15 protein-coding genes and 7 tRNA genes are annotated in these 16,060 nt (G+C 24.9%); 16 read left to right on the top strand and 6 right to left on the bottom strand.

The annotated features are described in order from the left end of the window. Positions 1 to 7 precede the first annotated feature (7 nt). Positions 8 to 757 carry a hypothetical protein gene (locus D2845_RS06285; RefSeq protein ID WP_110858429.1) on the bottom strand — a complete coding sequence of 250 codons (750 nt, stop codon included), beginning with the start codon at positions 755 to 757 and terminating at the stop codon, positions 8 to 10. Positions 758 to 998: 241 nt separating this feature from the next. On the opposite strand from D2845_RS06285, the gene D2845_RS06280 reads away from it, so the two are divergent. The 4 genes from D2845_RS06280 to cas9 all read left to right on the top strand — a co-directional run bounded on the left by D2845_RS06280 (position 999) and on the right by cas9 (position 6,871). Beyond that, complete coding sequence (locus D2845_RS06280; RefSeq protein ID WP_110858428.1) at positions 999 to 1,949, top strand: tyrosine-type recombinase/integrase; 951 nt, start codon at positions 999 to 1,001, stop codon at positions 1,947 to 1,949. A gap of 73 nt (positions 1,950 to 2,022) precedes the next feature. After that, positions 2,023 to 2,391 (top strand): excisionase, encoded by a 369-nt coding sequence (locus tag D2845_RS01665; protein ID WP_145960849.1) that lies wholly within the window; start codon positions 2,023 to 2,025, stop codon positions 2,389 to 2,391. Between the two features lie 299 nt (positions 2,392 to 2,690). After that, positions 2,691 to 3,740, top strand: coding sequence for an Mbov_0401 family ICE element transposase-like protein (locus D2845_RS06990; protein WP_420811657.1), 1,050 nt, complete (start codon positions 2,691 to 2,693; stop codon positions 3,738 to 3,740). Between the two features lie 113 nt (positions 3,741 to 3,853). Continuing rightward, complete coding sequence (gene cas9 / locus D2845_RS01655; protein WP_110858495.1) at positions 3,854 to 6,871, top strand: type II CRISPR RNA-guided endonuclease Cas9; 3,018 nt, start codon at positions 3,854 to 3,856, stop codon at positions 6,869 to 6,871. 323 nt (positions 6,872 to 7,194) lie between these two features. Here cas9 and D2845_RS01650 read toward each other — a convergent pair whose 3' ends face one another. Then, positions 7,195 to 8,208: an IS30 family transposase gene (locus D2845_RS01650; protein WP_117275966.1), complete on the bottom strand. Its 1,014-nt coding sequence runs from the start codon at positions 8,206 to 8,208 to the stop codon at positions 7,195 to 7,197. A 297-nt stretch (positions 8,209 to 8,505) separates the two neighbouring features. On the opposite strand from D2845_RS01650, the gene D2845_RS01645 reads away from it, so the two are divergent. Further along, a tRNA-Thr gene (locus tag D2845_RS01645) sits at positions 8,506 to 8,581 on the top strand. A 5-nt stretch (positions 8,582 to 8,586) separates the two neighbouring features. Next, positions 8,587 to 8,670, top strand: a tRNA-Leu gene (locus D2845_RS01640). Between the two features lie 169 nt (positions 8,671 to 8,839). Here the strand turns inward: D2845_RS01640 and D2845_RS01635 are convergent. The 4 genes from D2845_RS01635 to D2845_RS01620 all read right to left on the bottom strand — a co-directional run bounded on the left by D2845_RS01635 (position 8,840) and on the right by D2845_RS01620 (position 9,267). Further along, positions 8,840 to 8,915, bottom strand: a tRNA-Val gene (locus tag D2845_RS01635). Positions 8,916 to 8,920: 5 nt separating this feature from the next. Next, a tRNA-Glu gene (locus D2845_RS01630) sits at positions 8,921 to 8,996 on the bottom strand. A 4-nt stretch (positions 8,997 to 9,000) separates the two neighbouring features. Then, positions 9,001 to 9,075: transfer RNA gene (locus D2845_RS01625), tRNA-Asn, on the bottom strand. A gap of 116 nt (positions 9,076 to 9,191) precedes the next feature. Beyond that, positions 9,192 to 9,267: transfer RNA gene (locus tag D2845_RS01620), tRNA-Thr, on the bottom strand. A 90-nt stretch (positions 9,268 to 9,357) separates the two neighbouring features. Here D2845_RS01620 and D2845_RS01615 point away from each other — a divergent pair. The 10 genes from D2845_RS01615 (at position 9,358) to D2845_RS06265 (ending at position 16,042) form a co-directional block, all read left to right on the top strand. Continuing rightward, positions 9,358 to 9,798 carry a division/cell wall cluster transcriptional repressor MraZ gene (locus D2845_RS01615; protein WP_110858466.1) on the top strand — a complete coding sequence of 147 codons (441 nt, stop codon included), beginning with the start codon at positions 9,358 to 9,360 and terminating at the stop codon, positions 9,796 to 9,798. Continuing rightward, complete coding sequence (rsmH, locus tag D2845_RS01610; protein WP_110858465.1) at positions 9,792 to 10,706, top strand: 16S rRNA (cytosine(1402)-N(4))-methyltransferase RsmH; 915 nt, start codon at positions 9,792 to 9,794, stop codon at positions 10,704 to 10,706. Before D2845_RS01615 ends, rsmH begins: the two co-directional genes overlap by 7 nt. A gap of 474 nt (positions 10,707 to 11,180) precedes the next feature. Continuing rightward, complete coding sequence (gene ftsZ, locus D2845_RS01605; protein WP_002880755.1) at positions 11,181 to 12,317, top strand: cell division protein FtsZ; 1,137 nt, start codon at positions 11,181 to 11,183, stop codon at positions 12,315 to 12,317. Positions 12,318 to 12,422: 105 nt separating this feature from the next. Continuing rightward, positions 12,423 to 13,085, top strand: a complete 663-nt coding sequence (locus tag D2845_RS01600; RefSeq protein ID WP_110858464.1) for a 16S rRNA (uracil(1498)-N(3))-methyltransferase — start codon at positions 12,423 to 12,425, stop codon at positions 13,083 to 13,085. An 88-nt stretch (positions 13,086 to 13,173) separates the two neighbouring features. Beyond that, positions 13,174 to 13,608 (top strand): 50S ribosomal protein L13, encoded by a 435-nt coding sequence (gene rplM / locus D2845_RS01595; protein ID WP_002880760.1) that lies wholly within the window; start codon positions 13,174 to 13,176, stop codon positions 13,606 to 13,608. Then, on the top strand, positions 13,608 to 14,006 hold the full coding sequence (rpsI, locus tag D2845_RS01590; RefSeq protein ID WP_002880762.1) for a 30S ribosomal protein S9: 399 nt from the start codon (positions 13,608 to 13,610) through the stop codon (positions 14,004 to 14,006). Before rplM ends, rpsI begins: the two co-directional genes overlap by 1 nt. Positions 14,007 to 14,054: 48 nt before the next feature. Continuing rightward, a tRNA-Ile gene (locus D2845_RS01585) sits at positions 14,055 to 14,131 on the top strand. A gap of 114 nt (positions 14,132 to 14,245) precedes the next feature. Further along, positions 14,246 to 14,980, top strand: coding sequence for a hypothetical protein (locus tag D2845_RS06270; RefSeq protein WP_110858463.1), 735 nt, complete (start codon positions 14,246 to 14,248; stop codon positions 14,978 to 14,980). Between the two features lie 139 nt (positions 14,981 to 15,119). Continuing rightward, a complete protein-coding gene (rpsO, locus tag D2845_RS01575; protein WP_002880766.1) occupies positions 15,120 to 15,386 on the top strand; it encodes a 30S ribosomal protein S15 in 267 nt (88 codons plus the stop codon). A 128-nt stretch (positions 15,387 to 15,514) separates the two neighbouring features. Then, positions 15,515 to 16,042: a tRNA (cytidine(34)-2'-O)-methyltransferase gene (locus D2845_RS06265; protein WP_110858462.1), complete on the top strand. Its 528-nt coding sequence runs from the start codon at positions 15,515 to 15,517 to the stop codon at positions 16,040 to 16,042. The last annotated feature ends 18 nt before the right edge of the window (positions 16,043 to 16,060 follow it).

Here is a 16,060-nt window from a genome sequence, read left to right as displayed (position 1 = left end):
ACTTATTTTAAAAGACTGTGAATACATCTACAAATTTTAAATAATCTTTTTTAGACCTAATTTTTCCATCTTGATCTCGATAACCCAATCGAATATTAATTAGTAAATTCTTAATGTAAAATGGATAGGGTTTTTTGCCTTGATTAGTAGCTTCTAGTTTTTTTCAAGTCGAGACTTTTTGGGGGATAAATTTAATTCATTCATTGTAACTATCAGAATTTTTTACGTAATCTGTATTTTTAAAAAATTCAGTATATTTTCATTCATATTTATTTTCCAAAAACATCTGAAATAAGCTTAACGTCTCGTCTTGTTGGAGCTCATTCATAACAATAAATCCAACTGAGTATTTATCTTGATTTTTTATATACTTTTCAGGTAGGTATTTTTCAGCAAGTTTTTTCATTCATTCAGGACTTGTTGGAAGGTATGAAAACGGTTCTAGTAAGATGCTACTATTAAAATTTGTATAATCTCTATCTCTATTTTTTGAAGCAAAATGATATTTAAAATAATTAAATTTATTCCAATTATGTCTCAAATCTCATCTAGCACTATGAAATAATCTTTTTTTATCAATTTCAAATGAACTTTCAGTATCAAATAGATTCCATTTTTCAGGAATTGCCTTAACAAAATTTTCGAAGTTCTCAAGCTCTGAATGCTTAGTTTTATCATATTTTTCTTCTTGGCATGAAATAGTAAATATCGAAAAGGGAAATAATCCAGTTAAAGTGTATGGTAAATATTTCTTCATAACATAAATTATAAATTTTATTTAAAAAATATGATAAACTTAATTTTGACAGGAAACGAGACTTCCTTTTTAAAATTTAATTTCCTGTTAAATAATATTAATTCAAAATAAAAATAAAAAAGTACCTAGCAAACGAGACTTGCTAGGCAAAAGTATTATAACATATATATTATTCTTTTTATATGAAAATTAATCCTTTTTGCCTAACTTTTTAGTTTGTTGGGCAGAAAGGATTTTTTTAATGAAAAACTTCGAAGAAAAAATAAATATTTTTTTGAATACAAATTATAAAAACCGAATTACTAGAAACTCTGCAAAAACTGCATTAAACAGAATATTAATTATTGGCGAGATAAACATAGATAAAATTAACAAGATTTATAATTTATTAAATTTGTCTGGATCTAGCAAAAATACAGAGCTTGCATACATTCGCAAATTCATTAATACTATGTCAAAAATAGAAAACAAATTTTATGATACTTCTAAGTTAATAAGCTTTGAAAATGATACCAAACCCAAGCAAATCTTTAATAGCTTAGAATTATCAAAAATTGAAAATGCATTAGAAAAATGAAATAATCCAGAATTTAAACTAATTTTTAATTTATTAAAATATAACGGCTGTAGACTAGGCGAATTTTTTGCTGTTGATTGAGATAACATAGATAAAACAAACTATGAGGTACAAATTAAAGCAAAAAAACATGGTAGATATAGAACTATAATTGTGCCAGTCGAATTAAGAAGTGATTTTATAAAATTTGGAATTCAATATGGCTATAATACAGTTCAAAATCTGTTTAAAAAATTTTCAATTTTTTTGAAAAATTTATATCCTGATTGAACAAAACCACTAACAGCACACGTGCTTAGAGCACAATTAATCACAAACATGCACATGTGTGGATTAAGTGCAGATAAGATTCAAGTCGCAACAGGACATGTTGAAATTAGCACAATTACAAACCATTATATCAAGACTTCAAGCACATACCAAAAACAACTATTAGAACTTGGAAATATGGACTCTATCAACAGTCTTGAAGTAAATAAACTAAAAGAGATTATAATGTTGCAAAATCAAGAAATTTTGCGTTTAAAAGAAAGGTTAAATTTAGAAAATGAAGAACAAACTAAAAATGCCAACTTGAACGGATCTAAAAATGAATTTAAAGGCGTTGTTGCATAAGCATAACCCTAAAAATTTTAATGCTTGGAAGGATAAATTCCAAGCATCTTTTTTAATAAATTTAAAGAAATGAATGAAGAAAGAAAATATAAGTTTAAAGTTTATTAAAAATTATTATGAAGTTCTATTTTATTGAAGTTTTGTGAATTTTAAAAGAGAATTACAACTTAAAAATTTATTAGAATTAAATAATTTTACTGTTAAATTTAGTAATCTAAAATTAGATTCAATTTTTAAAGTCGATTTGATTGTTAAAAAGAATAATATTAGGTATTTTTTACAACTTAAAAATAAATTTGAAAATTTAAACCAAGAAGAAAAGCAAATTTTAATGCATTTTTCAAATTCTAGAAATTCAATTCCTATTTTAGTTATTAGAAAAGGAAATAAATATATTTTTTGAAATTTAATAATTCAAGAAGAAGTTAAATTTCTTGAATAATATTAATATTCTATAAATAAAGTAAGTCATTGTCGAACTTACTTTATTTATATATATACTTATAATTTAGATTATTATAAATCTAAATTATAAGTAACTAATATGTATATAAATTTGTTATATAATTTATATACATATTAGTACTAAATATAGTTAAAATAAATAAAAAGTACATTAATTTTTTAAAGTACTTTTTGAATTTTTTTATTTTGAAAGTATTAAAATTAATTGTGAAGATATTATTTTTAAAATGCTATTTGCTAAAAAAGTATTTTAAAACGGTATATTAGAAGTATTTTATTTTTTTAAATAATAAACGCATTAATAATACTAGAATTGAGAAACAAAATAATCTAGAAAAAAACAAACCTACTAAAACTTATATCTTTGACAAACATCCACTTCTAAAAAATAAATATAAAAATATTGATTCTTCAGTTTATCAATCAGTTATTCAAGATTTTTTAAATGGATATAGTTATCGTCAAAATGCTAAAAAACATAACATTTCCTTAGGTTCTGTTTGAAGCATCATTAGACATTTCAAAATAGAAAAAAATAATTTAATTTCTTTTAAAAAAAAGTTAAATAGTAATTCAACCAATGTTGTTTATATCTCAGTTGATGATACCTATCATAAGTTTTATATTAAAAAGAATGTTGTTCACAAAATCAAATTCAAAATCATCAATTTTTTTATGTTAAATCAATATAAAAAATTAATTAACAAAAATCACTTTTTAATTCTTGATGATACATCCAACAAAATAACTTATCCAGTTTCAGTTTTATCTGAAAAAATCAAAAAGATAATTTCTTATTGTTATGGTGAAAACATTAAATTAGTTGTAACCGGAGATGGTGCATCTTGAATTAAAACTCTTGCAAACAAATTAAAAGCAAAATATATCCTTTGTAGATTCCATATATTTCAAAAACTTAAAGTTATTTTTAACAACTCAAAAGAATTGAAACTTATGTTAAAAAAGTATTTTAATGAAACAGGAATTGCACTTGATAGAATTATTAATAAATTGTTAAGATATCAAAAATATCAAGATTTAATTAAATTATTAAAATCTTCACTAGATAATTTAAAAGAGTATTTTAATTTATCAAGATGAACTCATCTTTTTAACTTTTATAAATATATAAAGAATAATTTAAATGGTTTAATAGATGTTCCTATTAATGATAATTTGTACTTTGGCAATGTAGCAGAATCCTTTGTCAGTCATCTTGTGAAGAAAAAGATTAAGAGATATTGAAGTATTTATAGTATCAATTCAATTTTGTTATTAATTACAAAAGAAACATCTGGTTTGTATATTGAAAACTATATATTTTAAAAAATAAATAACTTTTTTACAAGGATTTTTTATCCTTGTTTTTACCTTAAAAGAAATTAAATATTTTTTAAATCATTCTTTATTTTTATGTTATAATTTATAATGTAATAAGTTTGGTTTATATAACTACACTTAATTCTTGACATTACCAACTATTTTCATATGTAAGAGAATTTCAATGAGGACCAGGAAGCAAACATAGCATTAGTCCATATGGGATTTCTAAATTCGATGAGAATGGAAATCCAATTGGTAATATTTGGGATAAGACACTTAAAAAATGTAGTTTGTATACTAATGAAAATACAATTTCAGTTGCATACCCATCATATGAACTTTTTAATCTTTTAAATGATTTAGCAAATATTCGTTCAGAAATAAATAGAGATTGAAAATTAGATTTAGATGTTAAAAAGAAATTGTTATCTTCATTTCTTGAAAAGACAATCAAAAACAAAAGAAATGCAGACATTGAATTTGAAGAATTAGAAAAAATATTTAAAAAAGATAATAACTTGGAGTCAGATTCAAAAAGTATAATAGATGGAAGAAGTGTTCTAAAAAAATTAGGATTACATAATAAAATCACAACCTTAAATACAATGAAATTATTAATTAGAATAATTTCAGAGTTTAAACCTAATGAGACTAACTGGATTAATATTGATAATTTGTTTGAATTTCTAAATATTTTTGATGACATATGTGCAATCATTGAAAATCCAAAACTAAACGATGCAATATATAAAGAATTTTCTGATTTAGAAATAATCAAGCGATTGGAATTAAAACAAGATTCTGAAGGCGAATTTATAAGCAAAATCTTGGATAATTTAAATAAGAAGAAATTTGATTTTAGTAAAAATGGAAATCTTTCACGTAAAGCAATAAATCTTTATTTACCAAAAATGTTTGAAAAAAATTTAAATTCAGAAGAACTTAAATGAAAAGATAAAGATATTCAAAAAGAAATTGAAGAATTAAAATCAAAAAAAGAATTGGGTAAAAAAACTAAATATTTAGATCCATTCATTTTTAAGGACGAAATCATTTCTCCAACCGCAAAACAAACATTTGAGCAATCAATTAAAGTTTTGAATCGGATAATAAAATTGTATTCTAATGAATACAAAATTGAAAAAATTGTTGTTGAAATACCCAAAACAAAAAATGATCCAAAAACAAAACAAAATCTTATCAAATCAAACCAAGAAAAAGGCATAAAGCAAATTTATGAGAAGTTAGAGTTAGATAAAGATGGAATAAAATTAGAAGAATTCAAAGAGATAGCAAGAAAATCAAATGCGTTAATTGAAAAATTAAAACTTTTCATTCAGCAAGATGGGCATGATTTATATTCACCAGAAAAAATTAAATTACCTGATCTTTTGAATAATATATCAAAATATGAGATTGATCATATTATTCCTTATTCAATGTCTTATGATAATTCAATTTTAAATAAGGTCTTAACATTAAAAGCAAATAATGCAAGTAAAGGTAATAAGACAGCTTATGAGTTTATATCACAGTACAAACCAAACGAATTAAAGACATATTTAGAAAAATGTGAGAAATTATTTGTAAAACAAGCATTTAAAAAATCAAAAAATAAAAGTGCTTTTGAATTATCAAAAGAAGATGCAACAAAGAAATATAAATTATTAACTTTGGAAGATTTCAATAATTATGATCAAATCGAGTTTATAAATCGGAATTTAAATGACACAAGATATGCCACAAAATTATTTGTAGATTTACTTCGCGATCACTTTTCTGATAAAACTCTAATAATAGGTATAAATGGACATGTGACGAATTATTTTAGATCGCAATTTAGTGGAAAAAATTGAGAATATGTATTAAGAAAAAATAGGTCACTAAATGATCATCATGCAATTGATGCATCAATATTAGCTTTAATTGCCAATAATGATCAAAATATTTCAAGATTACTTACACTATCTGATAATAATTGGGAAATAAAAGACGATAATCCTGCGGTCCATAAATATACAGGTGAAAATAAAAAAAATGTAAAAAACTTAAAAGTTGAATTATTGAAAAATTTAATTAGAGATAAATTAGTCAATAAAATAAACGAAATTAATTCAAAAATAAAATATTCAAGAAAAATAAAAATATTAACAAATGGCAAAATCTTTTCAGATAATTTATATAGTCTAATAAAAATTGATGCTAAAAATGGAAATGCAATCAAAAAAATAAAACTTATGAAATCTAAAAATTCTGATTTAAAGAAATATTTTGATGATGATTTAGAAAAAAGAAAAGATAGTTTTTTAGTGCTAATGGCTGAAAATAATCCTAATGAATTCAAAAAACTTAAAGAAATATTTAATATTTATTATTGTCAAGAAAAGTCTAACAAAGAAAAACCTAATCAAGAAGAGTCTAAAAAAGAAAAGTCTAATGGTAACTTCTTTGTTAAATATATGAATGATCTTGTTGAAAAAGAGATATTAGATAAAGAAATAGTTGACAATGCAATTGCAACGAAAAAAGTTATTGTTTTGTTAGATGACAATAAAAATTTAAGATATATTAAGACACTTAGAATACTGGAAAAAGCTAAAATTCCATTGGATTATAAATATATTAAGAAATATGAAAATAGTAGTAAATTAGCTTTTAAAGATAGCAATTTATCATTATTGTCTTTAGTTTATCAAATAGAAGAAAATGATTTTAGATCAATACCAATCAATTTTTTATCAATTCAATTTGATAATAAGAAAGAAAAGGATTGATTAAATGAAGATATTTATAAAAAAGATGGATTGGTAAAAAAAATGAAGGAAGATCTTAAAATTAATGCCAATTTAAAACCTTTGTTTGTCTTAAAAAAGGGAATGATTTTAAAAAGAAAAAATCTTGATAAAAATAATGAAGAAAATTATTTTTATATTTCTGGAATTTCTAAAAGAAAAATAGGTGATACTAAATATGCAATTAAATATTTATTAAAAGATTCAAAAATTAAAGATGAAAAACAAGGAAAAGTTAAAAACAATATTCCTGAGTTGTCAACAACTTCTCTATTAGAAAAATTTGAAATAATTAATATGGATGAATTAGGAAATGAATATAAATTTAATATTAATAAATAATTAATGTCTAAAAAAATAATTGTGTATTAATTTAAAATAATTAGATAAATTTAATAAAATAAAATAAGACCTTTATATAGGTCTTTTCCTAAATGAAAAGTTCAAGTGCAACACTGTTGCATTTGCTTTTTTTATTATAAATTAAATGTTTCTATAACTTATTTTTTTGTTTAAAATGAAAAAATATTTATTATTTTTTTGAATCTAAATTCAATTTAAAGAGTTTTATTATTAAAACTAAAATTTGAAATACTCAAAAAACTGACATTAGTCAGTTATTATTTTTTTTAGTTTGATTTTATCAATTTTAAATAAGTAAATTTTTATAATATAAAATCATTACTATTTTCTTTTTTAAACAACTCCAAAGGTGTTAATCAGTTTAATATTTCTCTTGGCATATTGTTAATTTTGAAAACTATTTTTTCTAATTCTTCTTGGGTTATTTCATTAAAATCAAACCCCTTTTTAAATTCTCTTCTTAAAATCCCATTTCAATGTTCATTACTACCTCGTTGGAATGATGCATATGGTTCTGCACGATATATTTTTATGTCTAACCACTTAGCTAATAAACCAATTTTTTCAAATTCAATACCATTATCTATGGTTATGCTTTTGACAAATAAATTGTTATCTTGAATTAGATTTTTAAGACTTGAATTTATTACAAATCCAGATTTTGAACGAACTTTTATTGCGAATCCGATTCTTGTTTTTCTTTCTGTAAGTGTTAAAACATTGTAATATCCATTTGATTTTCTACCCAATACAAGATCAGCTTCTCAGTGTCCAAATTCTTTTCTTAAATCAATTTTTTTTGGTCTTGTTCATATTGGAAAAACGTAATCTGCTGAATTAACCAATCTTTTTATAACTGATGTAGTTCTTTTTCCACCCTTTTTATATCATTTTCTTAATCTATCTTTTCTTTTGATAACTCAAAGATTTTTATTTATTCAGTTGTATACCGTTCTTAATGAAGGACAATTTATATTTGGATCCTTTTTTATCTCATGTAATGTAGCTTTCACACCATAGTATTTTTTGTCATATTTATTTTTGAATAATTCTGTAAATTTATCAAATTTATTCGGCAACAAAAATCTAAAATAATATTTATGTCTATGACGTTTTTTAGCTTTAATGTTTGCTACCATGGGGTCATAAGTTCCTAAACTTGTGTTTCTTTTTATTTCTCGCATAATTGTTGAAGGACTTCTATCTAATTTTTTTGCAATTGAACGTATTGATTTATTACGATTAAGCTCAAATTTTATATAAGATCTTTCAACTTCATTTATGTGTTTATATTTATTATTTTTGTTATAATTCATATTGAAAGTTCCTTTATCTCAAGCGGGACTTTTTTTCTTATTTTTAAAAATAAAAATTCAAGTGTCCACAACTATATTTTATATCTTTATTGTGTTGCACTTGAATTTATAATTAAGCATAAGACCTTTATATAGGTCTTTTTTATTAAAATTTAATGTTTTAACAAAATATGTAGATTATTTAATTAAAATGTTTATTTTATATAACATTAAATCATTTTTTTATTTTCTAAATAATGCAACTTTTTATAAAAATTAAAAAAATTTATATATAATTATGAAGCATTAAAAAAACAAGCCGTTTTAGCTCAGTTGGCAGAGCAACTGACTTGTAATCAGTAGGTCGTAGGTTCAAGTCCTATAAACGGCACCAGATATGCGCGAGTGGTGAAATTGGCAGACACGTTAGTTTTAGGCACTAATGCTTTTGGCGTGAGGGTTCAAGTCCCTCCTCGTGCACCATATCATTAAATTGGATAAAAGTTACTTTGTAATTTGAAATAAAGTAACTTTTTATTTTTTTTATTTGTTTAATTTTAAACTCTAAATTTAAATTTAATTTATATATATATTATATATAAAGAAAATAATAAAAAAATGCCCTTGAGCATTTTTAGATGTATTTAACAAATGGTGGAGAATGAGGGGCTCGAACCCACGACCCTCGCCTTGTAAGGGCGATGCTCTCCCAACTGAGCTAATTCTCCAAATTTGGTGACCCTAGCGGGACTCGAACCCACGCATGTATGGATGAAAACCATATGTGTTAACCACTTCACCATAGGGCCATAATGGCGCCGACTATTGGGATTGAACCAACGACCAACTGGTTAACAGCCAGCTGCTCTACCGCTGAGCTAAGTCGGCACTCATTTGAAATGCTTAATTATTATAACCAAAAAAATTTTTAATTCATAAAAAAAATAAAAAATTAATTTTGGCGATATTTTTTTCCAACATAGCCCATTATCATCAGCAAATTATGGTGCTGGTTAGAGGATTTGAACCCCTGCGCTACTAATTACGAATTAGTTGCTCTACCAACTGAGCTAAACCAGCATACAAATCATTTTAACAAAATTTATAATATTTTTTAAAATTATAATTTTAAGTATGATACAATTTGGGTGATAGTGGGAGAAAGTGTAAATGTTTGGTAAATATGAAAGAAGTCTTGATGACAAAAATAGAATTGTCATTCCGCCAAAAATCTTATCTGAATTAGGTAATGAATTTTTTTTGACAATCGGGTTTGACAAACAAATAATTCTTAGAGATAAAAAAGAATTTGAAAAAATGAAATCAAGACTTGATGAAAATAACTTACTTAACAAAAATTTAAGAGAATTAAGTCGGTTTATTTATGCCAATACTGAATTAGTTAGTCCGGATAAATCAAATCGAATTATTCTTCCAAAACATTTAACTGAAAAAGCCGCTATCAAAAAAAACATTGTCATCATCGGTTTAGGAAATGTTTGTGAAATCTTTTCTAAGGAAATTTATGATGCAAAAGAAAATTATTTTGAGAATGAAGAAAGTATTGATGATCTAGCACAAAAACTTTTTGAAGAAGGTATTAAATTATAAAAAAACATATTCCTGTTTTATTGCATGAAGTAATTGATGCATTGGAAATAAAAAAACAAGGAATTTATTTAGATTTAACCCTTGGGCGCGCAGGTCATAGTCTTGAAATACTTAAAAAAATTCATGAAAATGGTTCAGGATTACTAATTTGCTTTGATAAAGACATTCAAGCAATTAAAGAATCAGAACCAAAATTAAAAAAAATCAGTGACTCTTATATCTTAATAAAAAGTGATTTTAGGTATCTAACAAATGAACTAAAAAAACTTAACATTGAAAAAGTTGATGGAATTTTAGCTGATTTGGGTGTATCAAGCCCACAATTAGATGAAATTAGCCGTGGGTTTTCATATTCACAAAACACAAAATTGGATATGCGTATGGATTTGGATGCAAAATTGGATGCTTATCAAATCATCAATTTCTGAGATGAAGCTCAAATTGAACAAATTCTTTATGATTATGGTGATGTAAAATTTGCGAAAGCGATTGCGAAATCAATCATAAAAAACCGTCCGATTCAAACTTCATTTGAATTAAATGAGATTATTAAAAAAAGCCTTCCAGCCAAAGTCATTCGGGAAAAAAACCCTTCGAAAGCAATTTTTCAAGCAATAAGAATTGCTGTTAATGATGAATTGAATGCTTTAGATGATTTATTATCCCAAATTCCTAATTTATTAAATGTAAATGGAAAATTAGCAATTATTACTTTCCATAGTAAGGAAGATATCAAAGTAAAAAAATTCTTTCAAAAACTTAGTTATATTGATCCTAAATTAAACAAACTACCAATTCAAATCAATAAAAACTGAAAACAAAAAAAGTTTTTGCCTTCAGAATTTGAAATTCGAAATAACAAAAGATCACGTAGTGCAAAATTAAGAGTGATCACAAAATTAGGTTAATTATTCTTATGATTTGTTAATGAAATATAATATCTAAATTTAAAATAAATCAAAGAAAAATTTGAATTAATGAAATTAATAAAAGTGAAAATCTTGGTTCAAAATTTGTATTTAATTTAAATTACTTTTTGTTTATTTTTTTCTAAATAAATAAAAAAAAGGTTTCAAAATTTTGTTTAAAATTTCGAAACGTGAAATGTCTTACAATCATAAAAAACGTTAATATTATATTACTTTAATAAAGAATTGTGACTAATAATTTTGCTTTGAATAAAAAAATTAGTCTCAAATTAAGAATAAAAATGCCACTTTGATAACAAATTTATAACAATAAATTCAAAAACTATAAACCTAAAAAAATACTATTATTAATCTCAAATTACAACAAAATTTCTGTAATTTGTCATGAGATTATAAATAAAGAATTAAATTCTAAATTATGACTTAAAAATTATTAAAAAAAAGGAGATTTAAATGTTGGACACTGAAAATTTTAACTCAGTTGCAAAAATAAAAGTAATTGGAGTTGGAGGTGGGGGTAATAATAGTATTCAAGGTATTTTAGATACAAAAATTGATGGGTTAGAATTTATTGTTGCAAACACTGATAAACAAATTTTAGACAGATTTGATAAATCAGTAACCTTACAATTGGGCGATAAAAGAGGAATTGGTGCTGGTGCAAATCCTGAGGTTGGTAAAAAAGCAGCAGAGCACTCAATTCAAGAAATCAAAGAAAAAATCAAAAATGCAAATTTAGTTGTGATTACTGCAGGGATGGGTGGCGGAACTGGAACGGGAGCTGCGCCTGTGATTGCAAAAGCTGCAAAAGAACAAAATTCATTAGTGATTGCCATCGTCACAACGCCATTTGAATTTGAAGGAATTAAAAGAAATAAAGTTGCAAAAGAAGGCATTGAAGAGCTAAAAAAATATGTTGATTCATATATTATTATTTCCAATGATAAATTAGGAAAAGAATATGGCGACATTAATTTTAAAGATGCTTTTAGTATTGCTAACAACATCGTAAAGCAATTTATTCGAACAGTTGTTGATATTATTGCTGTTCCTGGACTAATCAATCTTGATTTAGCTGATTTAGAAACATTAATTAAGGATGCGGGTGAAACCATTGTTGGAATTGGTAATGCAAGTGGTGAAAATGCCGCTCAAAGAGCAATGATTAATGCAATTAGTAGTCCAATTTTAGAAAGTAATATTGAAATTTCCAAAGCAATTGTTTATTTTTCATCATCAACAAATAATTCAATTAATGATTTTCAACTTGCAATCAATGAATTAAAAAAGATTGCTGGCCAAAATATTGATGTTATTTTTGGCGTTGGCACTTCAAACAATGATGCCCATGAAAAACTTGGTGAAACTTATGTTTCTGTGATTGCAACAGGGAACAAAAAAAACCAAGATGAAAATGATTTTCATTTGCTTGAAAATGAAAATCATAAAGATTCTTATCATGATGAAGAAACAACACAAGAATTTTTGACATTCCCAGGTTTGTTTTCAGAGTCAAAAAAATCATATTCAAACCAAAATGATTTTAATGATGAGGATAATGATTTAGTGCATAGAAATTTTAGAAATTAAGATGATGTATCGAAATTTTAGTGAAACAAATTTCCTTACAATCTAAATCAGAAAGAAAGGAAGACTTGGTCTTTCCTTCTTTTTATTTTAGATATAATTTTTATTATGTACAAATTTTTTAGTCAAAAAAAGATTGATAATTATTTTTTATTAGATCCAGAACTTCAAAAACATCTAAAAGTAATTAGAATTAAAAATGAAGATTTTTTAATTAATTATCAAAATGAATTTTATTTGTGTAATTATTTGTATCCAAATAAGGCAATTATTAAAAAAAAGTTAGCAATTAATAATGAACTTGGATACCAATTAGTTGTTGCCATTCCTTTCATCAAACAAAGTCATTTTGAAATTGCGCTGCAAAAATGTTCAGAGTTAGGTGTGACAAAAATTATTCCGTTTATTTCGCAATATACTGATAAATCAAATTTGGAGTTAATTAAAAAATACCAAAGATTTAAAAAAATTATTTTTGAAGCTTCCCAACAAGCATTTCGTAACCAAATTCCTAGTTTAGAAGCTCCCTTAAGTTTTGAAGAAGTAATTAAATTAGATTTTAAAAATAAGTTTATTGCTTATGAAAAGAAAAAAGAAAATACTCTTTGTCAAACAAACAAAGATACACTTTTAATTGTTGGTCCTGAAGGAGGATTTAGTCAAGATGAAATCAATTTGGCACTAAATCATCAAGTCAATGTCGTGGGATTAACAAAAACAATTTTGCGAACTGAGACAGCACTTATTTACATGTTGGCAAAAATTATTTAAAAATCTTAATTTGTATATTATAATTGGTAAGCATAAATTTAAATTGCAATTTAATTTTAGATAAAAAATAAAATAAGAAAGAGAAAGTATGCGTCAAACAACAATTATTAAAAAAGAATTAGTTGACAAAAAATGATACATCGTCGATGCAGCCAACGTACCACTAGGTAGACTTTCAACTCTTGTAGCTTCAGTCCTTCGCGGAAAAAATAAACCAACATTTACACCAAATGTTGACATGGGCGACAATGTAGTTGTTATTAATGCAAAAGATGTTCTTTTAACAGCTAAAAAAGATGAAAAGAAAATTTATTACCACCACACCGGATATCCTGGTGGATTAAAACAAATTACAGCTGCAAACCTAAGAGCTAAAAAACCTGAACTTTTGGTTGAAAAAGCAGTTAGAGGGATGTTACCTCATACAAAACTAGGCCGTAAACAATTTAAAAACTTATATGTATATGCAGATGCAAATCATAAACAAGTTGGACAACAACCAACAGTCTTAGAGGTTAAATAATGGCAGAAAAAATTAGATATTATGGTTTAGGCCGTCGTAAATCATCTGTTGCTAGAGTTTACTTGATTCCAGGAAAAGGTAACTTTGTAATTAATGGTAAGGAAGCAAAACAATACTTAAATTCAGGGATTTTATTAAAAGATGCAACAAGTCCATTTACTGTAACTGAAACAACTAATCAATTTGATATTTTTGTGAATGTGAATGGTGGGGGATTAACAGGACAAGCAGGAGCAATTCGCTTAGGAATTGCAAGAGCACTACTAGAAGCATCAAATAATGAATACCACAACAAATTAAAAGAGGCAGGATTTCTAACAAGAGATGCCCGTGTCAAAGAACGTAAGAAATTTGGTTTGAGAAAAGCAAGAAGAGCAAGACAATTTTCAAAACGTTAGTGATTTTATGATATACTTATATGGGTTTTTATTCCATATGAGTTTAATGCGAGCATAGCTCAGTTGGTTAGAGCACACGACTGATAATCGTGAGGTCGATGGTTCAAGTCCATTTGTTCGCACCATTTCAGTATTTGATCAAAAAAACAAACACGCGATTTGCGTGTTTTTTTAATTAGATTTTTTTATAATTTGTTTTACAACAAACAAATTAACAATTTTTAATTTAAGGAGAAAAAATGAAAATATTTTTTATAAATTTTACAATTTTGTTAGCAACTCTCATAATTTTGATTGGAGTAATTTTAAATAAATTAAAAAATAATAACCAAAAAAAAGTAATAAAAAAAATTGTTTCATTTGAATTAAATAATAAAAATAATGATAATAACAAAAATAATGCTGTTTTTTTAACAAATAAAACACCAAAATCACCACTTTCTGCAATTATTTCGGGAGTGGATAAACAAATAAATAATTTCTTATCTCCAGAAGAATTTGAAAATGAACAAAAAAATAACCCTTGAGTAAAAGTTTATTATCAAGTTATTGATAAAATGGTTGCTGAAGGAGCAATTATAAAACCTTATAATATTTTAAATATAAAAGAACATCGTAATCGTAATTCTAAAAATGAAGTTGGGCAGTGAAATTATTGTAGACATCATATTGATGAAATAAGAATTAGTGGTGCAATATTCAAAGAACACCCCGCAACATCTGAACATTATAAAACTGCAGATGCAATATTAATAACATTTGATCAACACCTATTTCTACATTATATAATAGTTATGGCACAAACAACATATCCAAACAATGGAATGATTGTCCCACTTTATTCTTTCTTTAAAGATGCTGATAAAAGTTTTTTATATTGGGATAAAAAAGTTCAAGAATTATGTCAAAAATATTCGGTACCATATTATAGTGATTGAAATAAATATTTAACTATTAGAATAAGGTTAGATTAATGTTTGATATATAAATCTTAATTAAGAAAATATCCATCTAAAAATAAGGATATTGTCTGAAAAGTGATATACTTAATGACGATTAAAATTTATTCCTTGGTGATGATTACGATTATTGCTAGGTTATGAAAGGAAAAAAATGGTTTCAAAACAAAGAAAAAGTGAATTAGTGAAACAATTTGGAAGAAATGATAAGGATACAGGATATCTTCCTGTGCAAATTGCCATTCTTACTGAAGATATTGAATCACTAAAAAAACACTTTGCACTTAATAAAAAAGATCTTCATTCAATGCGAGGATTTATGGCTAAAGTTAACCACCGTAAAGCTTTATTAAATCACTTAAAAAATGAAGATTATACTTTATATCAATCAACCATTAAAGCATTAAATATTAGAAAATAATTGATTTTTAAGTAATTTTTTAGTATTTAAATCATTAAAAAATTCAAGTAGATTTTTTTATTTTCTACTTGGATTTTTTTAATTTTATAAAACATTTATTTTATTTTTTATATAGTAAAATTCTTATTATGATTAACATTGTGCTCTACCAACCTGAAATAAGTCCAAATACAGCAAATATTATAAGAACATCTTTTGCCGGAAATGCAAAGTTGCATATTATCAAACCAATTGCTTTTGATTTACACCCCCATTGATTAAAAAGAAAGGCAGCTGGGCATTTTTTGAGTGAAATTCAACATGAAATTCATGCAAATTATGAGGCATTTTTAAAAAAATATCCAAACAAAAAAATTTTTTATATTACGCGTTATGGATTAAATAACTATGCGGAATTGAATTACAAAGAAATTTTAGATAATAATCAAGAAATTTGAATCATGTTTGGCACTGAAAGTACCGGAATTCCTAAAAAAATTTTGCAAAATAATATTGAAAATTGTTTAAGAATTCCAATGAATCAACATTGTCGAAGTTTAAACTTAGCAAATTCTGTCGCAATTGTTTTATATGAAATTTTGCGTCAAACAAATTTTTTTGGTCTTTCACAATATGAGGTTCAAAAAGGTAAAGATTTTATTCTAAAAAAAGATTAATTAAATTTTTAATAAAGG

This window comes from Metamycoplasma alkalescens, from assembly GCF_900476125.1.
Taxonomy (GTDB): Bacteria; Bacillota_I; Bacilli_A; order Mycoplasmatales; family Metamycoplasmataceae; genus Metamycoplasma; species Metamycoplasma alkalescens.
Note: the sequence above shows the minus strand (reverse complement) of the source record. Positions and strands in the feature narration are given on the sequence as shown.